Source organism: Providencia stuartii (genome assembly GCF_029277985.1).
Taxonomy (GTDB): Bacteria; Pseudomonadota; Gammaproteobacteria; order Enterobacterales; family Enterobacteriaceae; genus Providencia; species Providencia zhejiangensis.
In genome coordinates, this window is the sequence record NZ_CP119546.1 from 43800 (window position 1) to 68321 (window position 24522).

The 24522-nt window shown below is 42.9% G+C and carries 18 protein-coding genes, 2 tRNA genes and 3 rRNA genes; 12 read left to right on the forward strand and 11 right to left on the reverse strand.

Annotated elements, in window-relative coordinates; translation table 11 throughout:
• Window positions 1-28: 28 nt before the first annotated feature.
• From atpB to asnC, 6 genes are all read right to left on the reverse strand, one after another.
• Entirely contained in the window at window positions 29-847 is an 819-nt protein-coding gene (atpB, locus tag P2E05_RS00165) for a F0F1 ATP synthase subunit A (protein WP_163860455.1), read from the reverse strand.
• 33 nt (window positions 848-880) lie between these two features.
• Window positions 881-1258, reverse strand: a complete 378-nt coding sequence (gene atpI, locus P2E05_RS00170) for a F0F1 ATP synthase subunit I (RefSeq protein ID WP_154623599.1) — start codon at window positions 1256-1258, stop codon at window positions 881-883.
• 602 nt (window positions 1259-1860) lie between these two features.
• Complete coding sequence (gene rsmG / locus P2E05_RS00175) at window positions 1861-2484, reverse strand: 16S rRNA (guanine(527)-N(7))-methyltransferase RsmG (protein WP_154625030.1); 624 nt, start codon at window positions 2482-2484, stop codon at window positions 1861-1863.
• A gap of 2 nt (window positions 2485-2486) precedes the next feature.
• Window positions 2487-4376 (reverse strand): tRNA uridine-5-carboxymethylaminomethyl(34) synthesis enzyme MnmG, encoded by a 1890-nt coding sequence (mnmG, locus tag P2E05_RS00180; RefSeq protein WP_154625031.1) that lies wholly within the window; start codon window positions 4374-4376, stop codon window positions 2487-2489.
• A gap of 378 nt (window positions 4377-4754) precedes the next feature.
• Window positions 4755-5195, reverse strand: a complete 441-nt coding sequence (mioC, locus tag P2E05_RS00185; protein WP_154625032.1) for an FMN-binding protein MioC — start codon at window positions 5193-5195, stop codon at window positions 4755-4757.
• 91 nt (window positions 5196-5286) lie between these two features.
• Window positions 5287-5748, reverse strand: coding sequence for a transcriptional regulator AsnC (gene asnC / locus P2E05_RS00190; RefSeq protein WP_154625033.1), 462 nt, complete (start codon window positions 5746-5748; stop codon window positions 5287-5289).
• A gap of 161 nt (window positions 5749-5909) precedes the next feature.
• Between asnC and asnA the strand changes: the two genes are divergently transcribed.
• Window positions 5910-6902: an aspartate--ammonia ligase gene (gene asnA / locus P2E05_RS00195; protein ID WP_154625034.1), complete on the forward strand. Its 993-nt coding sequence runs from the start codon at window positions 5910-5912 to the stop codon at window positions 6900-6902.
• On the opposite strand, the gene viaA is transcribed toward asnA, so the two are convergent.
• Both viaA and ravA read right to left on the reverse strand, forming a co-directional pair.
• A complete protein-coding gene (gene viaA / locus P2E05_RS00200; protein WP_276122965.1) occupies window positions 6903-8360 on the reverse strand; it encodes an ATPase RavA stimulator ViaA in 1458 nt (485 codons plus the stop codon). It lies immediately after the preceding gene.
• Between the two features lie 2 nt (window positions 8361-8362).
• On the reverse strand, window positions 8363-9877 hold the full coding sequence (gene ravA / locus P2E05_RS00205; protein ID WP_154625036.1) for an ATPase RavA: 1515 nt from the start codon (window positions 9875-9877) through the stop codon (window positions 8363-8365).
• 386 nt (window positions 9878-10263) lie between these two features.
• Between ravA and rbsD the strand changes: the two genes are divergently transcribed.
• The 6 genes from rbsD (at window position 10264) to rbsR (ending at window position 16098) form a co-directional block, all read left to right on the forward strand.
• Window positions 10264-10683, forward strand: a complete 420-nt coding sequence (rbsD, locus tag P2E05_RS00210) for a D-ribose pyranase (protein ID WP_154625037.1) — start codon at window positions 10264-10266, stop codon at window positions 10681-10683.
• A 7-nt stretch (window positions 10684-10690) separates the two neighbouring features.
• The gene (gene rbsA / locus P2E05_RS00215) at window positions 10691-12205 is read left to right on the forward strand and encodes a ribose ABC transporter ATP-binding protein RbsA (protein ID WP_196714145.1); all 1515 of its coding nucleotides are present in this window, start codon (window positions 10691-10693) and stop codon (window positions 12203-12205) included.
• Entirely contained in the window at window positions 12202-13164 is a 963-nt protein-coding gene (gene rbsC, locus P2E05_RS00220) for a ribose ABC transporter permease (RefSeq protein ID WP_154625039.1), read from the forward strand. Before rbsA ends, rbsC begins: the two co-directional genes overlap by 4 nt.
• Window positions 13165-13188: 24 nt before the next feature.
• The gene (gene rbsB, locus P2E05_RS00225; protein ID WP_154625043.1) at window positions 13189-14079 is read left to right on the forward strand and encodes a ribose ABC transporter substrate-binding protein RbsB; all 891 of its coding nucleotides are present in this window, start codon (window positions 13189-13191) and stop codon (window positions 14077-14079) included.
• Between the two features lie 84 nt (window positions 14080-14163).
• Window positions 14164-15093: a ribokinase gene (gene rbsK / locus P2E05_RS00230; RefSeq protein WP_272657982.1), complete on the forward strand. Its 930-nt coding sequence runs from the start codon at window positions 14164-14166 to the stop codon at window positions 15091-15093.
• Between the two features lie 3 nt (window positions 15094-15096).
• The gene (rbsR, locus tag P2E05_RS00235; protein ID WP_167520906.1) at window positions 15097-16098 is read left to right on the forward strand and encodes a ribose operon transcriptional repressor RbsR; all 1002 of its coding nucleotides are present in this window, start codon (window positions 15097-15099) and stop codon (window positions 16096-16098) included.
• Here the strand turns inward: rbsR and mdtD are convergent.
• Both mdtD and P2E05_RS00245 read right to left on the reverse strand, forming a co-directional pair.
• Window positions 16095-17501, reverse strand: a complete 1407-nt coding sequence (mdtD, locus tag P2E05_RS00240; protein ID WP_154625041.1) for a multidrug transporter subunit MdtD — start codon at window positions 17499-17501, stop codon at window positions 16095-16097. The genes rbsR and mdtD overlap by 4 nt on opposite strands.
• Window positions 17502-17552: 51 nt before the next feature.
• Window positions 17553-18251: a FadR/GntR family transcriptional regulator gene (locus tag P2E05_RS00245; RefSeq protein ID WP_154625042.1), complete on the reverse strand. Its 699-nt coding sequence runs from the start codon at window positions 18249-18251 to the stop codon at window positions 17553-17555.
• A gap of 513 nt (window positions 18252-18764) precedes the next feature.
• Between P2E05_RS00245 and P2E05_RS00250 the strand changes: the two genes are divergently transcribed.
• The 5 genes from P2E05_RS00250 to rrf all read left to right on the forward strand — a co-directional run bounded on the left by P2E05_RS00250 (window position 18765) and on the right by rrf (window position 24120).
• Window positions 18765-20304, forward strand: a 16S ribosomal RNA gene (locus tag P2E05_RS00250).
• Window positions 20305-20370: 66 nt separating this feature from the next.
• Window positions 20371-20447, forward strand: a tRNA-Ile gene (locus tag P2E05_RS00255).
• A 132-nt stretch (window positions 20448-20579) separates the two neighbouring features.
• A tRNA-Ala gene (locus P2E05_RS00260) sits at window positions 20580-20655 on the forward strand.
• Between the two features lie 324 nt (window positions 20656-20979).
• Window positions 20980-23885 (forward strand): 23S ribosomal RNA (locus P2E05_RS00265).
• A 119-nt stretch (window positions 23886-24004) separates the two neighbouring features.
• A 5S ribosomal RNA gene (rrf, locus tag P2E05_RS00270) occupies window positions 24005-24120 on the forward strand.
• The 16S, 23S and 5S rRNA genes sit together here with 2 tRNA genes alongside, the layout of an rRNA operon.
• Before the next feature lie 6 nt (window positions 24121-24126).
• Here rrf and P2E05_RS00275 read toward each other — a convergent pair.
• Entirely contained in the window at window positions 24127-24324 is a 198-nt protein-coding gene (locus tag P2E05_RS00275; protein ID WP_276122966.1) for a hypothetical protein, read from the reverse strand.
• Window positions 24325-24522 lie beyond the last annotated feature (198 nt).

Sequence of the window (24522 nt, forward strand, 5' to 3'; positions counted from 1 at the left end):
TTCAGTTAAGACAATATTGATAGTTAAATTAATGCTCTTCAGATGCCATCGACAGATAGACAACAGTCAGAACCATAAAAATAAAGGCTTGTAGCGTAATAATCAGTATGTGGAAGATAGCCCAAGGCAGGCTTAGCAACCACTGTGACCACCACGGAAGCAGAGCCGCGATAAGAATAAAGATCAATTCACCTGCATACATGTTACCAAACAGTCGCAGACCGAGTGATACAGGTTTTGACAGCAGGCTTACCCCTTCAAGAATTAAGTTAATAGGAATAAAGACTGGATGATTGAAAGGTTGAAGAGTCAACTCTTTCGTAAATCCACCGATTCCTTTCATCTTAATGCTGTAGAAGAGGATCAGGATAAACACGCCAATCGCCATAGATAGAGTGACACTAACATCTGCGGTTGGTACTGCACGTAATGCAGGTAACCCGAGATAATGCTCAGCAATATACGGTAGGAAATCGATTGGGAGTAAATCCATCAGGTTCATTAAAAATACCCAGACGAACACAGTTAATGCCAAAGGAGCAATAACCTTGCTCTTACCGTGATACATATCACGGACTGAGTTATCAACGAAACCAATGATCAGTTCTATTGCAGTCTGTAACTTACCGGGTACGCCACTAGTCGCATTAACTGCAACTCTTCTAAATAGCCACAGGAACAAAGCCCCGAGAACTACTGAGAAAAAAAGCGAGTCAATGTTCAACGTCCAAAATGTTGGACTAGCGTGGGGATCGACCAACTTAAAGGTACTCAGGTCCAACTGAAGGTTTTTCAGGTGGTGGCCTATGTAATCCTCTGTAGTCATCACTTCTCCTGATGCAGACATGATGCCTCTTACCCTTTTGTAGTTTAAAAATACTTACCGCCTTAAAACGGCTGGTGCAACAATCTGAACAATTAGCACCGCTAAATAGGTCAAACCCAGTGGTGTCAATGACGCTTTAAACACACCGAAAGCAATGACTAACACAGTAATGGTTGTTACAACCTTTAGCCCTGCTCCTAATGCAAAGAACCAGGCAATGCGGACAGGTTCATCCTCTTCTTTTGCTTTCTGAAAATGGGCTAGCAGCATAAATACGATATTAGGTAACCAGCATGCTAAACCACCCGCAAGAGCAGAGGCCCCCCATTCTATACTATTTGCACAGAAAGCCCCACTGAGGATCACAAAAGTTATTAGCTGAAATGACAACTGCTTTACTGCATGCTTGTTGTCGTAAAGGGATACAGACATAACTTTTTGTACTCCCAGCTGTTCTCAGCCTCAGAAACGCTAAGTGTTGTATAAAACTGTCTTTGCTTAAATGTGTCAAGAGACAAAAACGAGCAAATTATACGGGCAGGCGAAATGAATTCAATCAGTAAGTAGCGAAAAGGTGAATAAATATTTAATTTTTTCGAGATAGCGCAGAAATGTGGCAATAATAATTAATAAATAGTTAATGACTCGACAATCAAAAACATTTTTCTGTGATACAAATCACATTTCATGTTAGTTACATTATTAACGGGGTCAAGGTTTCTAATTAAGAAAAAAAAGATTTAAGCTTTAAATCAAATAATTAAAAACGTTATTTTTCAATCGAAAAAAAGATGTAATAAATCAAATATTTCATTATTAATGATCTTAAACATCCAAGTGATTTATCTAAAATCTCTGTTTAGCGATATTTTTTAATGTCTAATGTGTATTTTTGATAGTTATTCGTTATTACCGTGTAAAAGTAACGTAAAATCCGAATTGGTAAAATCCCCCTAAAAATAAAAATAGCAGTAACATTGTAAATGTGACTGCTAAAGCTCTAAAAGATAAAATTTAATTGATAAAAAGCAACTTTATTTTAAAGATAAAATCACTAAATGACGTTGCTCATCAAGATCAGGGACTTTCAACTCAGTGATAGAGTCAATGGAAAATGGGTTAGGTAGGTCAGAAAGTTCATCCTCACGCACGACACCTTTCAATGCATAAAACTTCCCAGACGACTTAGGAAGATGGTGACACCAGTTCAACATATCGCTTAAAGAAGCAAATGCGCGGCTAATCACACCATCAAAACCGATTTCGGGTTGATACTCTTCGACACGAAATTGCACTGGCTCAATATTACTTAGCCCTAACTCATGTTGAACCTGTTTCAGGAAGCGAACTCGCTTCCCTAGGCTGTCAAGTAACACAAAATGTGAGTCAGGACGAACAATCGCAAGAGGAACTCCCGGTAAACCGGGTCCAGTTCCAACATCAATAAATGATGTCCCCTTTAGCTGACCGTTCACCACTATGCTATCCATAATGTGGCGAATAAGCATTTGTTGAGGATCACGAACAGAAGTCAGGTTATATGCCTTATTCCATTTATTAAGTAATTCCACATACCCAACTAACTGTTGTTTTTGTTTCTCCGTTAATTCGATATTCGCAAGTGTCGATAAACGCGTTAGGTGCGCTAATAAACTCATTTTTAAGCACTCCTACGTAGCATGCCTTGCTTTTTCAACCAAACAAGCAAAATGGAAATAGCCGCTGGGGTAATTCCTGAGATACGTGAAGCTTGGCCAATTGAAGTTGGTTTATGATCATTCAATTTTGCCATCACTTCATTTGACAGCCCTTTCACTTGCTTATAATCAAGGTCGACAGGGAGTAATGTATTTTCATTACGTAATTGTCGTTCTATCTCTTCTTGCTGACGAGCGATATAACCTTCATATTTAACTTGTATTTCAACTTGATCAGCAGCTTGAGGATCTGTGATCCCCGGCGCAAAACGGCTCAGTGACGTCAATAATTGGTAATCCATTTCTGGACGACGCAGTAAATCTTCACCATTGGCTTCTTTAGAAAGTGGTACTGACAATATTTGGTCTATTTCATCATGGCCTTCTGCTTTAGGATGAACCCAAATGTCTCTCAAGCGCTGACGCTCTTTTTCAATCAATTCCACTTTGTTATTAAAGTGAGCCCAACGTACATCATCAACGAGGCCTAATTCACGACCTTTTTCGGTTAAGCGAAGATCCGCGTTATCTTCACGTAGCATTAATCGATATTCTGCACGGGAAGTAAACATACGGTATGGTTCTTTGGTACCTAACGTACAAAGATCATCAACCAACACGCCCATATAAGCCTGATCGCGACGAGGGAACCAGCCTTCTCGATCAAAGGCATATTGAGCAGCATTCAGTCCAGCGAGTAAGCCTTGTGCTCCCGCTTCTTCATACCCAGTTGTACCATTGATCTGGCCAGCGAAAAATAAGCCATTAATAAACTTGCTTTCAAGAGTTTGTTTGAGATCTCGAGGGTCAAAGAAATCATATTCGATAGCATAACCTGGACGTATGATCCTCGCGTTTTCCATTCCTTTCATTGAGTGAACTATTTGCATTTGCACATCAAATGGAAGGCTGGTGGAGATACCATTTGGGTATATCTCATTACTTGTTAATCCTTCAGGCTCTAAAAAGATTTGGTGTGCATTGCGATCAGCAAAGCGCATCACTTTATCTTCGATAGAAGGACAATAACGAGGACCGATCCCTTCAATGATCCCTGCATACATAGGACTACGATCAAGGTTATTTCTGATCACATCATGCGTTTTTTCATTGGTATGAGTGATATAACAGGGTACCTGCTGTGGATGTTGATCTTGTGATCCTAAAAAGGAGAAAACAGGCATGGGATCATCACCAAGTTGCTGAGCTAATTGGCTAAAGTCAATTGTTCTAGCATCTATTCTCGGTGGGGTACCTGTTTTTAAGCGATTGACCCGTAAAGGCAGTTCTCTTAAACGCTGTGAAAGAGAAATAGAAGGTGGATCACCTGCTCGGCCACCGCTGTAGTTTTCTAAACCAATATGGATTTTTCCATCAAGGAAAGTTCCAACGGTTAGCACAACGGCTTTAGCTTTAAATTTTAGCCCCATACGGGTAATAGCACCCGTTACCGTATTGTTTTCAACAATTAAATCTTCAACAGGTTGTTGGAAGATCATTAAGTTAGGCTGGTTTTCTAAAGCGGTTCTGACGGCTTGACGATAAAGTACTCGGTCTGCTTGTGCACGTGTTGCACGAACAGCAGGCCCTTTACTGGCATTCAACGTTCTAAATTGAATACCCGCTTTGTCAGTTGCAGTGGCCATTAAGCCACCAAGGGCATCGATCTCTTTAACCAGATGTCCCTTACCGATCCCACCGATGGCTGGGTTGCAGGACATCTGGCCCAAAGTATCAATATTGTGAGTCAGTAATAGGGTTTGACGCCCCATACGTGCAGCTGCCATTGCTGCTTCAGTACCGGCATGACCACCACCAATTACGATGACGTCAAATTGCTCTGGATAAAACATGTGTGAACCTTAACGTTAGAAAAATGCTGACTGTTGCATTCGAGGAGAGAATTCTACTCAAGTTTTAAGGATAGACCAAGCTATGTTGATCCGAGCCTTATAATATAAAGATCTTTTTATTTAAAGATCTCTTTATTAGATCTTTTATTAGGATCATCAGTATCTGTGGATAACTGAATATTCACTATAAAGATCATAAAACTGTAAAGGATCATATACTGTGAATGATCCGTGATCCTTTTGCGTATAAGCTGGGATCTAAAAGGGTAGTTATACACAGCCCATGGCGACATTAAAACTTATACTCTGGATAACTACCGGTTAATACCGAGATCTTACCAGAGTTATCCACATCTGATCGTTGTTATTTTGAACAAATCAGAGTTCGATCGCCCAAGTTTTAACCCATTCACCTGCTGGATCTTCAGGAATTTCATGTTGCTGAACATCAATTTCGAGTGGTTCGCCGATCCTTTTAGCACCATGATCGATTAATAAGGTGTTTAATTTATGAATTGCGCCACAAAAAGTGTCATATTCAGAACTGCCAATTCCTACACTGCCAAATTGAACCTGACTGAGATCAGGCGATTGACTTTCTATTTGTTCAGCGAGAGGTTGAATATTTTCAGGAAGATCACCCGCACCGTGCGTTGAACTCACCACCAGCCATAAACCTTCACGTGGTAGTGAATCTAGGTCTGGTCCATGTTGCACTTCGGTTTCATGGCCAAGTTCTTCTAAGATCTCTGCCATATGTTCTGCAACATACTCAGCACTCCCCATTGTGCTGCCGCTTATTAGGGTTACTTTTGTCATGGTGATTCCCGATCGCTACATTAGGGCGCTATTGTACGCTGTGAATGAGCTGGGATCTACCTGTGGATAATGTGGTTATAGAAATTTTTTTTTATGGGCTAATTGTTCTCATGATCGGGTTCTGTAGCGAGATCAGTGTTTCTGTGGACTGAATTTCATCTATCGTTTGAATTTTGTTGATAAGTACGTCTTGGAGGGCATCAATCGATCGGCACATCACTTTAATAAAAATGCTGTACTGCCCAGTCGTATAGTAGACCTCAACCACTTCTTCTAGGGCGTCTAATTTTTTGAGGGCGGTGTGATAATCTTTAGCACTTTTCAAAATAATGCCAATAAAGCAGCACACATCAAAACCGAGTTGTTTCGGGCTGATATCAATACGTGTTCCTGTAATGATTCCTGCCTGTTTCATTTTTTCTACACGCACATGAATTGTGCCTGGGCTGACAGAGAACTTTTTAGCCAGTTCTGCGTAAGCGGTACGTGCATTTCTCATTAATTCGTGAAGTATGTCACGGTCGAGATTATCGATCTGATAATTTTCAGGCATTATTGCCTCCTTAATTTAACGAATTCTTATTTTTATACCCATTTTTTTAGATAAAATAAATGTGAAAGTGTTTTTTTAATGAAGTATATTGAATTCCACCCCTGTTTTGTTGCTTAATCTACACATCGGCTAACGCAGCTAACAAATTATGGGTGAATACAATGGACAAATCATTTATCGAACAACAGCAACAAATCAGCTTTGTAAAATCTTATTTTTCACGTTTACTTGAAAAAGAACTTGGCTTGATTGAAGTTCAAGGTCCTATCTTAAGTCGTTTAGGTGATGGTACTCAGGACAACTTGTCTGGCCATGAAAAAGCGGTTCAAGTAAAAGTAAAATCAATTCCGGATGCAACCTTTGAAGTGGTTCACTCCTTGGCAAAATGGAAGCGTAAGACATTAGGTCGATTCGATTTTAAGCCAGGCCAAGGTCTCTACACTCATATGAAAGCGTTACGTCCAGATGAAGATCGCTTAACCCCAATTCACTCAGTCTATGTTGATCAGTGGGATTGGGAAAAAGTGATGGGTGATGAGGAACGTACTCTTCCTTATCTGAAGCAGACAGTGGGTAAAATCTATCAGGCAATAAAACAAACAGAAGCCGCCATTAGTAGCGAATTTGGACTGGCACCGTTCCTGCCAGAACAAATTCACTTTATCCACAGTGAAGAACTGCTACAACGTTATCCTGATTTAGATGCAAAAGGTCGTGAACGTGCAATTGCAAAAGAATTAGGTGCCGTTTTCCTTATCGGTATCGGTGGCAAACTTTCTAACGGTGAAGCGCATGATGTTCGTGCTCCAGACTATGATGATTGGACAACCGAAAACGAAGAGGGTTATAAAGGCTTAAACGGTGACATCATTGTGTGGAACCCAGTGTTGCAAGACGCATTTGAAATCTCGTCAATGGGGATCCGTGTTAGCCCTGAGTGCCTGACTCGTCAGCTAAGCTTAACAGGCGATGAAAAGCGCATGGAGCTAGAATGGCACCAAGCATTAGTCGAAGGCAAAATGCCACAGACTATCGGCGGCGGTATTGGTCAGTCACGTTTAGTGATGTTACTGCTCCAACGTCAGCACATTGGCCAAGTTCAATGTGGTGTTTGGTCTCCAGAAACTCGTGAATCTGTTGCGGGTATGCTGTAGTTAGCGACTAAAGCGGCGCAATAACCTGCTTTTTAATCCGGTATCAAAGCGCCAGATATGATCAAATATCTTCATGATACCGGGTTTCCCATAATTTGAAACAGATACCGCATGGAAGCGGTATTTCCCTGCCTTTTGTAGTGTTCTTATTTTTTGTATTAATTCGTCAGGTAAACGTTGCGCGACAAAGTCTGAAATAATCACAGTGTCAGCATCCACCCACGATGGTGATTCAAGTTGTTTGACGGTTTCTTGCAAGCAACTAGCCAAATCAGTTCCGCCACGAAATGTCTGATGCAAAAAGCGCATACATTGTTCTAACCCGTCTGCGGAGACTAAGTCATAGTGAACGATTTCAGTAGAAAATAACATGATGTGACATGAACGGTTATCCGCCAGCGCAATTTTTAATAATGCGAGGCAAAAGGCTTTGGCACAACGTTCATTGATTCCCCCCATCGAACCTGACGTATCAATACAGACAATGAAAGGCCCTCTAGGCTGTTCTTCATGATGATGATGAGTGATAGGGCGAAGTACTCGCCTTTCTTGCCAACTTTCCCCCTGTAATCGATAGGTCATTAACTGTTTTTCAAGCAACTTACGATAGAATTCAAACTCAACGTCTTCTAACCCCAACATAGCTAATTCTGTGGGGAGTAAGCGTAAAATATCATTACTTTGATTAAGTCCATTGACTTGCTCAGGTACCGTTTCTGGTACTTTTTCTAAGAGGGTCATCGGTTCGAGAAGTACGCTATTTTCAGGTAATGAACGCGCAGATTGGCTACGACCTAATAGTTGAGCTATTTTTTCCAATTCAGGCTGTTGGCGTAAAAAATCACTGTAGTGGTTCAATAACTTATCATTATAGACTGATGCGGTATTGAGCCCTTTGCTTAAATCCCATAGCCGGCCTGCTGCTCGTTCATTCTCACCGAGAATTTCTTCTAGATTACCACTTAGTGCAAGTCGCCTTTGTAATTCAGCTAATAATTGTTCTTTTTCTTGTTCTAACAACTCTTTATGTAATGTTGTGACTTGTAAGATTAAATTAATACGCCAACGCTGAATGAATAGGCTTTGTCTCGCACTATAATTATCAATTTTACCCGTCGCTAGTTTGCGGGCTTCTGGATAAAAAGGTGAATCTAACTGCTCTAGTTTTGTGATTAAATCCGGTAATTGGTTAAAAAACAGCTCAGTTGCCTGACCTAGAGCGCGTTGGTAAAGTTGAAACTCCTCAGCGAGTTGAGCAGGCACTAAGGCATCTTGCAGCTTTTGTTTAAGATCTTTTTTCCATTCCGATAAATCTTTTAATAGTGCTTTCTTGAGCCGAGGATGTTTTTCAAAGAAAACGGCTAATTGCGGTGTGGCGAGAAGCGATATAATGATCTCTTCGATTAATTGGCTTTCATTAACTGAAAGCAATAGGTCTAGCGTGGCTAAACTCAGCATGGTTAATCCACCACTTTACCTATGATTTGGTTACGCAAATGAGTTAATTTCTCCGTTAACTTAATAAAGCTCTCTTCTATGCCAGCCAGCCACTTTGATTCAATAAATAAATTGGGTTGTTGTTTTTCAAATTGGTAACGTGCCGATTGAATATCTTGTTGGATTTTATCTAGTTTTTCTAGCCATACTTGATTATCTGTTTTATCACTGCGGGTTGTTAACGCCTGTAGATAGAGGGTTGAAGCTTGATGGCTAACATCCAATAACTGAATTTGATTCATATTGTTTATTTCAGCTGCAATTTCTTGTGCGAACCCAATACCATTAAGGTGAGCTGATAGGGTTGTGCCTTTAGTGAGAAAATGAGTGAGCGATTTTTTATCTGTAGTAATAAATGTCACTTTTATATCATGCAATTGCAGGGGCTTATGCAGAAACAGTGTTAAACGACCTTCTTTGATCTCTTCAGGCAACGTATAGGTAGGGCGGCGAGCAAACATCGCCGTGCTTTTAGTGACTTTAAAGGCATTTTGGTTATTTTGTTCTTGTGTTGATGATGTCCATTCTTGATAGAGCATTTCCATTTCACGAGTGTATTTTCTTTGCTGCCAACCATCTTCCTCTAATATTGATTTGATTAGCTGAGGCAATGTATTCATTGATTGCATGTCATGCCATAAACAATCTTTCAGTAGCACAATATCAAGAGGCGAAACTTCACTTCTACCATTAAAAAATGCGCTTGCTTGTAATAAATAAACGGCTTTTTTCCAACGCCTATCAGATACATAAAGCTGTTTATCCGTGACATCTAATTGTTGGCGAAGCTGATAAATGAGTTCAAAACAATGATCGGGCAGCGTTATTTTTGGTATGTGTTGCTGCCACTCAGCATATTCATCATCACTGATTTTTAAATGATCAGGTACGAGTGATTCCTCTTTTGGCGGTTTACCGGTTAATAGCGCTCTAAAATTTTGTTTTTCTTGTACTTTATCGAGCCAGATACGAATAAGCATTCTATCAAATAAGGCTTCTAAGCTATTATCTGCATCGGGAAGTTCGTTAGATGCGGTCACTAATAAACGCATTGGAATAGCGCTTTCATCATCACCATTTCGAAACTTTCGCTCGTTGATTGCCGTTAAGAGCGTATTCAAAATAGCGGGGCCGGCTTTCCAAATTTCATCAAGAAAAACAACTTCAGAATCGGGTAAATAGCCTTTTGTCAGTCGTTGATAGCGCCCTTCATCCTTAAGAGCTTGTATGGATAATGGACCAAAAATTTCTTCAGGAGTCGAAAAGCGCGTCATCAAATATTCGAATGCATTAGCATGACGAAAAGCATACTTCATACGGCGAGCTATCAAGCTTTTAGCGATACCTGGAGGACCTAAAAGAAAAACGCTCTCGCCACTTAATGTGGCCAATAAGCATAAACGTATCGTTTGCTGGCGTTCATACAGTCCACTTTCAAGATAGTTACTCAGTTGGGCAATTCGTTCCGCTAGCTGCATATTGGTTCCTTTATGATTACTTAGGCAACATCTCGTCATACTTCAAGTTATCGCTTTGTTAGCTGTTCGTATTATCCATAGAGAGTGAGCCACTCATTGACGAATTAACTGCTTCTCGAATTATTGAGAGTATATATTGTTAGGTTATCTATCCTGAGATAATTTGTGCAATGTCTTTTGTTATTTTTTCTTTGATTCCTAATAGTGAATCACAAAAACGATTCAGCTTTAACTAATTCAATAAGTTCACCTTTCTATCTTTTTTCCCTGTTAACGAAACGTTTCGATAGCGATCACAAATCTTAGTCAATAACGTTGAGTTGTTGACTTTCTTATCTATATTAGATTGAGCGAAACGTTTCGCTCAGACAGGAACAGTGGAAACAATGAAAAAAGGTATTTTGCTTAATTCCAATATTACGTCAGTCATCGCCAAGTTGGGCCATACTGATCATATTGCCATCGCTGATGCAGGGTTACCTATACCACAACAAGTTGAGCGTATTGATTTAGCCATCACACAAGGATTACCCGATTTTATGTCTGTACTGAGTGTTGTTACTCAGGAAATGCAGGTTGAAAAAGTGATTCTGGCTGAAGAAATTATGACGGTAAATCAAAAAATGGAGCAAGCCATATTAGCACACCTGAAAGCATTAGAGCTTACGCAAGGAAAGCCAATCGAAGTGGAATATTGTCGTCATGAACACTTTAAAAAAATGACGCACGATAGCAAAGCGGTGATTAGAACAGGAGAGTGTTCACCTTTTGCGAATGTGATCCTCTGTTCCGGTGTGACCTTCTGAGGTGTGTATGCAACCTTTATTAGAACTTATCGGTATTGAAAAATCTTTTCCGGGTGTAAAAGCGCTAAATGGTGCTTCACTTAATGTCTACCCAGGAAAAGTCATGGCGCTGGTTGGGGAAAATGGTGCCGGCAAATCAACCATGATGAAAGTACTCACAGGAATTTATAGTAAAGACGCAGGTGCTATTCGTTATTTAGGGAAAGAGGTTACATTTCATGGCCCTAAAAACTCTCAAGAAGCAGGGATTGGTATCATTCACCAAGAACTTAATCTGATACCTGAACTTTCTATTGCCGAAAATATTTTTCTTGGCCGCGAGTTTGTGAGTCGATTCGGTAAAATTGACTGGAAAACCCTATTTAGTGAGTCTGATAAGTTACTAAAACGTCTTAACCTTGATTATGACAGCCATCAATTGATTGCTGAACTATCAATTGGCGAACAACAAATGGTTGAGATAGCAAAAGTCTTAAGCTTTGAATCTAAAGTCATCATCATGGATGAACCGACCGATGCGCTTACTGATACAGAAACGGCATCACTCTTTCGCGTTATTGAAGAATTAAAAGCACAAGGGTGCGGGATTGTTTATATCTCTCACCGCTTAAAAGAAATTTTTGAAATTTGCGATGATGTAACTGTGTTTCGCGATGGGCAATTTATCGGCGAAAAAAGTGTAAAAACGTTAAAAGAAGAAACGCTCATAGAGATGATGGTGGGGCGTAAATTAGAAGATCAATACCCGCGTATTAGTGTGCCCGTTGGGGATGTACGTTTACAAGTTGAAAATCTATCAGGCCCAGGGGTCGATAATGCCAGTTTCTCATTAAGAAGTGGTGAAATTTTAGGCGTGTCGGGACTGATGGGGGCTGGTCGTACAGAACTAATGAAAATCATCTATGGTGCCGTAAAGAAAAAATCCGGTGAAGTGCGCCTTGATGGCAAAAGTATCACATTAAAAACCCCACAAGACGGCTTAAATAACGGCATTGTCTATATTTCAGAAGATCGTAAGCGTGATGGTTTAGTACTAGGCATGTCCGTCAAAGAGAACATGTCGTTGACAGCACTTCGTTACTTTAGCCGTGCTGGCGGCAATCTTAAACATAAAGAAGAACAACAGACGGTCGGTGACTTTATTCGCTTATTTAATATCAAAACCCCTTCCATGGAGCAGATTATTGGCAACCTATCAGGAGGAAACCAGCAAAAAGTCGCGATTGCGCGTGGCTTGATGACAAGGCCTAAAGTCCTGATTTTAGATGAACCAACTCGAGGTGTGGATGTAGGGGCTAAAAAAGAGATCTATCAATTAATTAATCAATTCAAAAAAGAAGGGCTGAGTATCATTTTGGTCTCTTCTGAAATGCCAGAAGTGATTGGAATGAGTGACCGCATTCTGGTTATGCATGAAGGGCGTATTAGTGGTGAGTTTTCAGCTCAACAAGCCACCCAAGAAGTGTTAATGGCTGCCGCTGTTGGCAAAAATTACGGCTCAGTTCAGGAGTTATCCGTATGACATCGAATACCACAACCTCAAAACGTTGGTTCAGCAAAGCATGGCTAATGGAACAAAAGTCATTAATTGCGTTATTAGTATTAATAGCTATCGTTTCATCGCTTAGCCCGAATTTTTTCACCCTTAATAACCTGTTTAATATCCTGCAACAGACATCGGTTAACGCCATCATGGCGGTGGGGATGACGTTGGTGATCTTAACGTCCGGTATTGACCTATCTGTTGGTTCATTACTGGCCTTAACTGGGGCTGTTGCGGCATCGATGGTGGGGGCTGATGTGAATGCCTTCGTCGCCGTTGCGGGAGCATTAGCCCTTGGTGCTGCTATCGGTGCATGTACAGGTGTGATTGTGGCTAAAGGCAAAGTGCAAGCCTTCATTGCGACCTTGGTCATGATGCTATTACTGCGTGGAGTAACCCGTGTTTATACCGATGGCAGCCCAATCAATACTGGTTTTAGTGATAATGCGGATCTGTTCGGTTGGTTTGGTATCGGTCGACCATTTGGGGTTCCAACACCAATTTGGCTGATGATCATTGTCTTTGCTGCGGCATGGTATTTATTACATCACACACGTTTAGGCCGTTATATCTATGCACTAGGTGGGAATGAAGCGGCAACTCGACTATCGGGTATTAATGTTGACCGAATAAAAATTATTGTTTACGCCTTATGCGGGTTACTTGCTGCATTAGCAAGTGTGATTGAGGTTGCCCGCCTATCTTCCGCACAGCCGATGGCGGGTAATGGCTATGAACTTGATGCGATTGCTGCCGTTGTTCTCGGAGGAACAAGCCTTGCTGGTGGTAAAGGGCGTATTGTTGGCACGTTGATTGGTGCGCTGATCTTAGGTTTTCTTAACAATGGATTAAACTTATTAGGTATCTCGTCAAACTATCAAATGATTGTGAAAGCAGTCGTTATCTTATTAGCAGTGCTGGTTGATAATAAAAAGTAACCTATACCCTACAGGAATACGATGATGAAAATGAAAAAACTCGCAACTTTACTTTCAGCGGTCGCTTTGAGTGCCACCGTTAGTGTGAATGCAATGGCTAAAGAGAGTATTGCTCTGGTGATCTCTACCCTCAACAATCCATTCTTTGTGACGATGAAGGATAGCGCCCAAAAAGAAGCTGATAAATTAGGTTATGAACTCATTGTTCTGGACTCTCAAGATAATCCAGCTAAAGAGTTAGCCAATGTTCAGGACCTAACCGTTCGCGGTACTAAGCTAATGTTAATTAACCCAACAGATTCAGATGCTGTTGGTAATGCTATCGTTATGGCAAATAAAGCGAATATTCCAGTTATTACTCTTGACCGTGCGGCAAATAAAGGCGAGGTGGTCAGCCACGTTGCTTCAGATAACCGTATGGGAGGAAAAATGGCGGCCGACTTTATTGCTCAAAAAACAGGTAATGATGCCAAAGTTATCCAATTAGAAGGGATCACCGGAACTTCAGCGGCACGTGAGCGCGGTGAAGGTTTCAATACGGGAGCTAAAGAGCATAAATTTAATGTATTAGCGAGCCAACCTGCTGATTTTGATAGAACTAAAGGTTTAAACGTTATGCAAAACTTGCTAACAGCGCACCCTAGCGTACAAGCGGTTTTTGCACAAAACGATGAAATGGCTCTAGGGGCATTAAGAGCGTTACAAACCGCGGGGCGTGATGATGTGTTGGTTGTTGGCTTTGATGGTACTAATGATGGTATTAAAGCCGTTGAAGGTGGAAAATTAGGCGCAACAATCGCACAGCGTCCAGATCAAATTGGGATCGTTGGTGTACAAATCGCCGATAAAGTATTAAAAGGTGAAAAAGTTGAACCAACCGTACCTGTAGAGTTAGAACTGGTTGTTAAAAAATAATCGAAACTAAACCGCCGTTAATCATAACGGCGGTTTACTTTATTTGCGAATATAAAGAAAAAAATGCAAAAGGAAATACATGTTATGGGCACAGCTAAACTGGTCGTTTTAGGTAGCATCAATGCTGATCATATTTTAAATATTGAGCAATTTCCGCAGCCTGGAGAAACAGTGAGAGGGAATCACTATCAAGTTGCATTTGGTGGAAAAGGTGCAAACCAAGCGGTTGCTGCCGGACGAAGTGGTGCTGATATAACATTTATTGCTTGTGTAGGTAACGATAGCATTGGGCAAAACATTAAGACACAACTAAAAAATGATAATATTAATGTTGAATGCATTGATGCGATTGATAACGAAACAACGGGTGTTGCGTTGATTTTTGTTAATCAACAAGGTGAAAATGTGATTGGCATCCATGCTGGAGCAAACGCACATTTAACAGAAGAAAGAGTTACACATTACCAACAAAAAATCATCGATGCTGACGCAGTATTGATGCAATTAGAATCCCCAATCGAAGCAGTCCAACTCGCGGCTGAAATTGCGCAAAAAAATAATACCAAAGTGATTTTAAACCCAGCCCCTGCTCAAGCACTTCCTGATTCATTACTTGCTTTGATTGATGTGATTACGCCAAATGAAACTGAGGCAGAACATTTAACTGGCATTGCAGTGAAAGATGAGCAAGGTGCTCAAGCGGCAGCTCAAATTTTACATGATAAAGGTATCAGTAAAGTGATGATTACCTTAGGTGCTAGAGGTGTCTGGTATAGTGAAAAAGGTTCAACAGGGACAATTATTGCTGGATTTAAAGTTAAAGCCGTCGATACAATTGCTGCCGGAGATACTTTTAATGGTGCCTATGTTACGGCTTTGCTCGAAGGTAAAAGTGATGCAGAAGCGATCATTTTTGCGCATGCCGCAGCAGCGATTGCTGTGACTAGACCGGGTGCTCAGCCCTCTGTACCGTGGCGAAATGAAATTGATGCATTTTTAACTCAACAGGAATAACTTGTGGCAACTATGAAAGATGTTGCGCGCCTAGCCGGTGTTTCAACATCCACCGTTTCTCATGTCATCAATCAAAATCGCTATGTCAGCGAAAGTGTGACATTACGAGTCAAAAATGCGATTGAACAACTCAACTATGCTCCATCAGCATTAGCACGTAGTTTGAAAATGAATCGCACCAATACAATTGGTATGTTATTGACGACCAGTAATAACCCTTTTTATGCGGAAGTCGTTCGTGGTGTTGAACGAAGCTGCTATGAACGTGGTTTTAGTTTAATCCTTTGTAATACAGAGGGTGATCTTCAGCGAATGAACCACAGTTTAGAAACGTTATTACAAAAGCGTGTTGATGGTTTATTAATCATGTGTACGGAAGTGCAAGGGCCATCAAAAGAGGTACTTTCTCGTTATCCAGCCGTTCCAACTGTGATGATGGATTGGTCTCCATTCGAATCAGGAGGCGACATTATTCAAGATAACTCTTTCCTTGGCGGTGAAATTGCCACACGTTATTTAATTGATGCTGGATTCACACAAATAGCCTGTATTGCTGGCCCTCAGGATAAATCTCCAGCTCGAGCGCGTTTCCAAGGGTTCATGCAAGCAATGAAACAAGCATCATTAAAGATTCCGGATGAATATATTATTTTCAGTGATTTTGAATTTGCTGGTGGTTTTAATTCAATGAATAAACTGTTGGCACTTGATAATCCCCCGAAAGCTATTTTTGCAGGGAATGACGCGATGGCCGTTGGGGCTTATCAAGCCATTTTTAGCAAAGGTCTTAAAGTCCCTGACGATATTTCAATTATTGGTTACGATGATATCGATCTATCACCTTATATGATCCCGCCATTGACGACGATTCACCAACCAAAGGATGAGTTAGGTAAATTAGCAGTCGATCAGCTTATTTTTCGGATGGATAACCCTGAAGCGGATGCTAATGTTTTAGTATTGACGCCCAAACTTGTTGAGCGCCAATCAGTGAGAAGTAACTAGTTCTTATCGGATGGTTGTGACTTATTCTTTATTAAGTTTTGACCATCGCTTTTTTTCAATAATAAGAACACAAATGCGGAAACCAAGGTAATGACACCAATAGTGATAAAGGTGTAATGAAAATTATCAACGATATTTCCATTTGGTAACCCTTCATAAAAACTCAATATGGCTGCACTCACGGCAATACCAAAACTAATAGAGAGCTGCTGAGTCACCGCAAGCATACTATTTCCCGCACTAGCATTATTATCGGTTAAATCAGCTAAGCAAATGGTATTCATTGCCGTAAATTGCGTTGACATAACCATGCCGAGTACAAATAAAGGTAACACCAATAAATAGATAGACATATTTGGCGTCTGAAGCGAAAACTGAGCGATCATGAAACTAATAATGACGGTGACGGTAAATAATGTTTTGCGATAGCCAAAGCCAGTTAATATTCGTGTTACTGCCGACTTAGCAATAATGGATCCTATTGCCATTGGTGCCATCATCATACCTGCGACGACAGCTTCATAGCCAAATCCAACTTGTAACATTAGTGGCATCAAAAAGGGAATGCTGCCGGTTCCTAACCGAGTGGCAATATTACCGCTAATACCAATACTAAAGGTGCGAGTCTTAAATAAGTTTAAAGGAATAATGGCATGTTTGATTCTTCTAGCGTGGAAGATATATAGGAATAAACAGAAGAACCCCCCTAAAACAATCGCTGCTGGGATATAGCTCGGTAAGGATTTATCACCAAATAAATCGAGACTGACAGATAACATTACAAGGCCAAAACCAAAGAGTATAAAACCAAGAACATCAAACTTACGTTTTGGCATTTTAAAGTCAGGCATCGATTTTAACGCGTATAAAATCCCTAAAACGCCAATAGGAATATTAATAATAAAAATCCAATGCCATGTCGCGTAAGTCACAAGTACCCCACCTAATAGTGGACCTAAAATTGGACCCACTAATCCAGGTATAGTGACAAAGTTTAAGATCGGAAGTAATTCACTACGTGGGTATGCGCGAATTAATGCTAAGCGAGCAACAGGCATCATCATTGCGCCACCAATACCTTGTATAACTCGCGAGATAACTAAAAAAGTTAATGAAGGTGATAAAGCACAGAGAAGGGAGCCAAAGGAAAACAGCGAAACGGCTATAATAAAAATGCGGCGAGTGCCAAATCTATCTGCAAACCAACCACTCACAGGAATAAGCAGTGCGACAGTTAATGTATAACTAACAATCGCTGATTGCATCGCTAGAGGTGAATGATGAAGACTTTTGGCGATATCCGGTAACGCCGTATTAAGAATAGTTGCATCAAGGGCTTGCATGAAAAATGCCATTGCGGCTATCCATGGAAGACCTGACATGCTTTTGGCTGTTTTTAACATCGGTAACCTATTAAAAAATAAAAGTTAAAGCAAACATAGAAAGTTATCGTGTTAGATATTTTTCCCTGTGATAGTTAATAACTTATAGCAGAGATCAAACGCTTTGGCGCTATTACCTTTTATTATGGCATTTGCCAGTTGTTGATGAGTTTCGACTTCAATAACGTCATTTTCAGTAATAGCATCAAAATAAAACTGATAAACAGAACGGAATAAATTGGCAAAAGAAATCAGAAATGGATTTGCACAAGCTTCATATATAGATAAGTGAAAGCGATGATCAACATCTATCCAACGTTGCCTATCAAATTGTTTCGCTAATAATTGCATTTCATTAGCCAATAATTTGAGTAATTTCGTTTGTTCACCTGTGGCATGTTGTGCAGCAAAGTAACAAGCCTGTGGTTCAATTGCGAGTCGCACTACATGGAAATGTTTTATCACAACGTCTTGTTCATCGCTGTTTATCCACCATTTTAGTAGATCTTGATCCAAAAAATTCCAATGAGAGGAAGGCATTACTCTTGTTCCTATCCTAGGGCGAGCAAGTAGCATGCCTTTTGCAGCGAGAATCTTAACGGCTTCTCTTATTGCAGTGCGACTGGCTTGGAATTTGTCAGATAACTCCGCTTCACTCGGTAGTATAGCGCTAGGTAAATACGTTCCTTTCAATATCTCTTGTCCTAGTTGTTCAGCAATGAGATAAGAAAGGTTCTTTTGCGAAGCTGTTTGCTGCTCACTAAATTCCATAATTGATTCCAATACATAACCTTAAGCGATTATATTACGTGAGTTAACGAATAATTGCTGCTGAAATAATCAATTCTACCGCTGTTTTAGTTGAATTTTCACCGTTTTGGTGAAAAAAAGCGCGAACGAAAAGAAAATGCAAAATAAGGGTTGCCAGAATTTTCTGACTCCCTATAATGCGCATCCGTTGTCACGACAAACCGCTTCGGTGGTCAGGTTGAAAAAAGAAACCCTCGTGATGACTGAGGTGAAAAAGAGAGAAAAAGTTGAAAATAATCACTTGACTTTCTGACAGAAAAACGTAGTATACGACACCTCGCGACAACAACCTAAACGGTTAATATCGAAAGATAAAGTCGCAACGCTCTTTAACAATTTATCAGACAATCTGTGTGGGCACTCACAGGACACTATCAAAAAAATATTTGATTTTAAGTCTTGAAGAGTGACTAACACGTTAATTCATATATGAAAGAATGTAGTCAGTTTAATTCTTTGAGCATCAAACACTTTTAATTGAAGAGTTTGATCATGGCTCAGATTGAACGCTGGCGGCAGGCCTAACACATGCAAGTCGAGCGGTAACAGGGGAAGCTTGCTTCTCGCTGACGAGCGGCGGACGGGTGAGTAATGTATGGGGATCTGCCCGATAGAGGGGGATAACTACTGGAAACGGTGGCTAATACCGCATAATCTCTAAGGAGCAAAGCAGGGGACCTTCGGGCCTTGCGCTATCGGATGAACCCATATGGGATTAGCTAGTAGGTGGGGTAATGGCTCACCTAGGCGACGATCCCTAGCTGGTCTGAGAGGATGATCAGCCACACTGGGACTGAGACACGGCCCAGACTCCTACGGGAGGCAGCAGTGGGGAATATTGCACAATGGGCGCAAGCCTGATGCAGCCATGCCGCGTGTATGAAGAAGGCCCTAGGGTTGTAAAGTACTTTCAGTCGGGAGGAAGGCGTTGATGCTAATATCATCAACGATTGACGTTACCGACAGAAGAAGCACCGGCTAACTCCGTGCCAGCAGCCGCGGTAATACGGAGGGTGCAAGCGTTAATCGGAATTACTGGGCGTAAAGCGCACGCAGGCGGTTGATTAAGTTAGATGTGAAATCCCCGGGCTTAACCTGGGAATGGCATCTAAGACTGGTCAGCTAGAGTCTTGTAGAGGGGGGTAGAATTCCATGTGTAGCGGTGAAATGCGTAGAGATGTGGAGGAATACCGGTGGCGAAGGCGGCCCCCTGGACAAAGACTGACGCTCAGGTGCGAAAGCGTGGGGAGCAAACAGGATTAGATACCCTGGTAGTCCACGCTGTAAACGATGTCGATTTGGAGGTTGTGCCCTTGAGGTGTGGCTTCCGGAGCTAACGCGTTAAATCGACCGCCTGGGGAGTACGGCCGCAAGGTTAAAACTCAAATGAATTGACGGGGGCCCGCACAAGCGGTGGAGCATGTGGTTTAATTCGATGCAACGCGAAGAACCTTACCTACTCTTGACATCCAGAGAACTTAGCAGAGATGCTTTGGTGCCTTCGGGAACTCTGAGACAGGTGCTGCATGGCTGTCGTCAGCTCGTGTTGTGAAATGTTGGGTTAAGTCCCGCAACGAGCGCAACCCTTATCCTTTGTTGCCAGCGATTCGGTCGGGAACTCAAAGGAGACTGCCGGTGATAAACCGGAGGAAGGTGGGGATGACGTCAAGTCATCATGGCCCTTACGAGTAGGGCTACACACGTGCTACAATGGCGTATACAAAGAGAAGCGACCTCGCGAGAGCAAGCGGAACTCATAAAGTACGTCGTAGTCCGGATTGGAGTCTGCAACTCGACTCCATGAAGTCGGAATCGCTAGTAATCGTAGATCAGAATGCTACGGTGAATACGTTCCCGGGCCTTGTACACACCGCCCGTCACACCATGGGAGTGGGTTGCAAAAGAAGTAGGTAGCTTAACCTTCGGGAGGGCGCTTACCACTTTGTGATCCATGACTGGGGTGAAGTCGTAACAAGGTAACCGTAGGGGAACCTGCGGTTGGATCACCTCCTTACCATTGAAGTGTTCTTGTGAAGTGTTCACACAGATTGTCTGATGAAATAGAGTCAACGGTATCAATAGGCTTGTAGCTCAGGTGGTTAGAGCGCACCCCTGATAAGGGTGAGGTCGGTGGTTCAAGTCCACTCAGGCCTACCAAAATCGAATTAATACTGCGTTATAACTTAGCTCGTTTACCCGCGTAAACGTCGCCAAGTTATGCCTTGTCTAAATTCGATTTGGCTTTTAATTTCTTGATTAAAGAAAAGACGATACTGTTAAACCTGTTATGGGGCTATAGCTCAGCTGGGAGAGCGCCTGCCTTGCACGCAGGAGGTCAGCGGTTCGATCCCGCTTAGCTCCACCATAATACTTTTGAATTATTCAGAATAGATTAGTTATAGTCTATTGCGAATAATTATGCTCTTTAACAATCTGGAACAAGCTGAAAATTGAAACAACGCACATTGTTTATCGCTTAAACAATGTGAGAGTCTCTCAAAATTTCAAACCTGAAATTTTCGGTCATTCAAACGAGTGGCATGAGCGAGCAGTGTGAAATTCGCGGCGTAGGAGCGCAGTCAGCGCAGCGTACATCGGTACGTGAGCATGACGAGCACCGCGCAACAAAGAATTTCACCACGCACAGCCATGACAGTTAGGTGATCGTTGAAACAATTTCGGGTTGTGAGGTTAAGCGACTAAGCGTACACGGTGGATGCCTAGGCAATCAGAGGCGATGAAGGACGTGCTAATCTGCGAAAAGCGTCGGTAAGGTGATATGAACCGCTATAGCCGACGATGTCCGAATGGGGAAACCCAGTGCAATTCGTTGCACTATCGTTTGATGAATCCATAGTCAAACGAGGCGAACCGAGGGAACTGAAACATCTCAGTACCTCGAGGAAAAGAAATCAACCGAGATTCCCCTAGTAGCGGCGAGCGAACGGGGAGCAGCCCAGAGTCTTAATCAGCATCAGCATCAGGAGAACGGTCTGGAAAGTCCGGCAGTAAAGGGTGATAGCCCCGTATCCGAAGGTGTTGGTGTTGTGAACTCGACGAGTAGGGCGGGACACGTGTTATCCTGTCTGAATATGGGGGGACCATCCTCCAAGGCTAAATACTCCTGATTGACCGATAGTGAACCAGTACCGTGAGGGAAAGGCGAAAAGAACCCCGGCGAGGGGAGTGAAATAGAACCTGAAACCGTGTACGTACAAGCAGTGGGAGCACCTTTTAGGTGTGACTGCGTACCTTTTGTATAATGGGTCAGCGACTTATATTCTGTAGCAAGGTTAACCGTATAGGGGAGCCGTAGGGAAACCGAGTCTTAACTGGGCGATTAAGTTGCAGGGTATAGACCCGAAACCCGGTGATCTAGCCATGGGCAGGTTGAAGGTTGGGTAACACTAACTGGAGGACCGAACCGACTAATGTTGAAAAATTAGCGGATGACTTGTGGCTGGGGGTGAAAGGCCAATCAAACCGGGAGATAGCTGGTTCTCCCCGAAAGCTATTTAGGTAGCGCCTCGTGAACTCATCTTCGGGGGTAGAGCACTGTTTCGGCTAGGGGGTCATCCCGACTTACCAACCCGATGCAAACTACGAATACCGAAGAATGTTATCACGGGAGACACACGGCGGGTGCTAACGTTCGTCGTGAAGAGGGAAACAACCCAGACCGCCAGCTAAGGTCCCAAAGTCATGGTTAAGTGGGAAACGAAGTGGGAAGGCTCAGACAGCCAGGATGTTGGCTTAGAAGCAGCCATCATTTAAAGAAAGCGTAATAGCTCACTGGTCGAGTCGGCCTGCGCGGAAGATGTAACGGGGCTAAACCATGCACCGAAGCTGCGGCAGCGACATGTAAATGTTGTTGGGTAGGGGAGCGTTCTGTAAGCCTGTGAAGGTGTGCTGTGAGGCATGCTGGAGGTATCAGAAGTGCGAATGCTGACATAAGTAACGATAATGCGGGTGAAAAACCCGCACGCCGGAAGACCAAGGGTTCCTGTCCAACGTTAATCGGGGCAGGGTGAGTCGACCCCTAAGGCGAGGCAGAAATGCGTAGTCGATGGGAAACAGGTTAATATTCCTGTACTGGTGATAATTGCGATGGGGGGACGGAGAAGGCTAGGCTGGCCGGGCGACGGTTGTCCCGGTTTAAGGATGTAGGCAGGTGAATTAGGCAAATCCGGTTCACTACATGCTGAGGTCTGATGACGAGTCACTACGGTGGCGAAGTAGCTCATGCCCCGCTTCCAGGAAAAGCCTCTAAGCTCTAGATTATCATTAATCGTACCCCAAACCGACACAGGTGGTCAGGTAGAGAATACTCAGGCGCTTGAGAGAACTCGGGTGAAGGAACTAGGCAAAATGGTGCCGTAACTTCGGGAGAAGGCACGCTGGCGCTAGGTGAAGTCCCTCGCGGATGGAGCTGAAGCCAGTCGCAGATACCAGCTGGCTGCAACTGTTTATTAAAAACACAGCACTGTGCAAACACGAAAGTGGACGTATACGGTGTGACGCCTGCCCGGTGCTGGAAGGTTAATTGATGGGGTTATCCGTAAGGAGAAGCTCTTGATCGAAGCCCCAGTAAACGGCGGCCGTAACTATAACGGTCCTAAGGTAGCGAAATTCCTTGTCGGGTAAGTTCCGACCTGCACGAATGGCGTAATGATGGCCAGGCTGTCTCCACCCGAGACTCAGTGAAATTGAACTCGCTGTGAAGATGCAGTGTACCCGCGGCAAGACGGAAAGACCCCGTGAACCTTTACTATAGCTTGACACTGAACATTGAGCCTTGATGTGTAGGATAGGTGGGAGGCTTTGAAGTGTGGACGCCAGTCTGCATGGAGCCAACCTTGAAATACCACCCTTTAATGTTTGATGTTCTAACGTGGCCCCATAATCTGGGGTGCGGACAGTGTCTGGTGGGTAGTTTGACTGGGGCGGTCTCCTCCCAAAGAGTAACGGAGGAGCACGAAGGTTGGCTAAGCATGGTCGGACATCATGCGGTTAGTGCAAAGGCATAAGCCAGCTTGACTGCGAGAGTGACGGCTCGAGCAGGTACGAAAGTAGGTCTTAGTGATCCGGTGGTTCTGAATGGAAGGGCCATCGCTCAACGGATAAAAGGTACTCCGGGGATAACAGGCTGATACCGCCCAAGAGTTCATATCGACGGCGGTGTTTGGCACCTCGATGTCGGCTCATCACATCCTGGGGCTGAAGTAGGTCCCAAGGGTATGGCTGTTCGCCATTTAAAGTGGTACGCGAGCTGGGTTTAGAACGTCGTGAGACAGTTCGGTCCCTATCTGCCGTGGGCGTTGGAAGATTGAAAGGGGCTGCTCCTAGTACGAGAGGACCGGAGTGGACGCACCACTGGTGTTCGGGTTGTCATGCCAATGGCACTGCCCGGTAGCTAAGTGCGGAAGAGATAACCGCTGAAAGCATCTAAGCGGGAAACTTGCCTTGAGATGAGTCTTCCCTGACTCTTTAAGGGTCCTAAAGGAACGTTTAAGACTAAGACGTTGATAGGCTGGGTGTGTAAGCGTAGCGATACGTTGAGCTAACCAGTACTAATGAACCGTGAGGCTTAACCTGACAACACCGAAGGTGTTTTAGAGAGAACGTTGTGAAGCGCACGCAGAGTGCGAGAAATTAGCTTGTTCAAGATTGCTGTTCTGGTTGGTGGAAGCCAACGGGAACAAAAACCGAATTTGTCTGGCGGCAATAGCGCGGTGGTCCCACCTGACCCCATGCCGAACTCAGCAGTGAAACGCCGTAGCGCCGATGGTAGTGTGGGGTCTCCCCATGTGAGAGTAGGGAACTGCCAGACATTAAATTAGTGAGAAAGCCACCCATCGGGTGGCTTTTTTGCGTTTGGGGGATGTGATACCGTTTTATCATCCTTCTGCCTTACTGTCACCACCAACCCCATCCCCGGCGCTTCCTTGCCAATCCTGCACCAGCGAACCGCATATTGATAGCCAACACATTGAGTAGAGATAAAGGAATGGCTCACTATTCGACTTATTTTCATGGTTGAGACCATTTTATAGGATGACTGGTGTTTATTTTTATGAATCGCAATCGGTATCTAAATAACATAATGGTTTAGATCGCTTTATCATACTGAGTACTCGATATCCATCTCATCAACTTATAGGTAAATAACTCGCTAGCTTATAAGCTCTGGCCTCAGAGGCTGTTAGGGAAGAGTCAAATAGCGGTAGAGATC

Bases quoted from the DNA above. Each gene is read 5' to 3' on its own strand.
- atpB (WP_163860455.1), bottom strand. From the start codon at position 847: ATGTCTGCATCAGGAGAAGTGATGACTACAGAGGATTACATAGGCCAC.
- atpI (WP_154623599.1), bottom strand. From the start codon at position 1,258: ATGTCTGTATCCCTTTACGACAACAAGCATGCAGTAAAGCAGTTGTCA.
- rsmG (WP_154625030.1), bottom strand. From the start codon at position 2,484: ATGAGTTTATTAGCGCACCTAACGCGTTTATCGACACTTGCGAATATC.
- mnmG (WP_154625031.1), bottom strand. From the start codon at position 4,376: ATGTTTTATCCAGAGCAATTTGACGTCATCGTAATTGGTGGTGGTCAT.
- mioC (WP_154625032.1), bottom strand. From the start codon at position 5,195: ATGACAAAAGTAACCCTAATAAGCGGCAGCACAATGGGGAGTGCTGAG.
- asnC (WP_154625033.1), bottom strand. From the start codon at position 5,748: ATGCCTGAAAATTATCAGATCGATAATCTCGACCGTGACATACTTCAC.
- asnA (WP_154625034.1), top strand. From the start codon at position 5,910: ATGGACAAATCATTTATCGAACAACAGCAACAAATCAGCTTTGTAAAA.
- viaA (WP_276122965.1), bottom strand. From the start codon at position 8,360: ATGCTGAGTTTAGCCACGCTAGACCTATTGCTTTCAGTTAATGAAAGC.
- ravA (WP_154625036.1), bottom strand. From the start codon at position 9,877: ATGCAGCTAGCGGAACGAATTGCCCAACTGAGTAACTATCTTGAAAGT.
- rbsD (WP_154625037.1), top strand. From the start codon at position 10,264: ATGAAAAAAGGTATTTTGCTTAATTCCAATATTACGTCAGTCATCGCC.
- rbsA (WP_196714145.1), top strand. From the start codon at position 10,691: ATGCAACCTTTATTAGAACTTATCGGTATTGAAAAATCTTTTCCGGGT.
- rbsC (WP_154625039.1), top strand. From the start codon at position 12,202: ATGACATCGAATACCACAACCTCAAAACGTTGGTTCAGCAAAGCATGG.
- rbsB (WP_154625043.1), top strand. From the start codon at position 13,189: ATGAAAATGAAAAAACTCGCAACTTTACTTTCAGCGGTCGCTTTGAGT.
- rbsK (WP_272657982.1), top strand. From the start codon at position 14,164: ATGGGCACAGCTAAACTGGTCGTTTTAGGTAGCATCAATGCTGATCAT.
- mdtD (WP_154625041.1), bottom strand. From the start codon at position 17,501: ATGTTAAAAACAGCCAAAAGCATGTCAGGTCTTCCATGGATAGCCGCA.
- P2E05_RS00245 (WP_154625042.1), bottom strand. From the start codon at position 18,251: ATGGAATTTAGTGAGCAGCAAACAGCTTCGCAAAAGAACCTTTCTTAT.
- P2E05_RS00275 (WP_276122966.1), bottom strand. From the start codon at position 24,324: ATGAAAATAAGTCGAATAGTGAGCCATTCCTTTATCTCTACTCAATGT.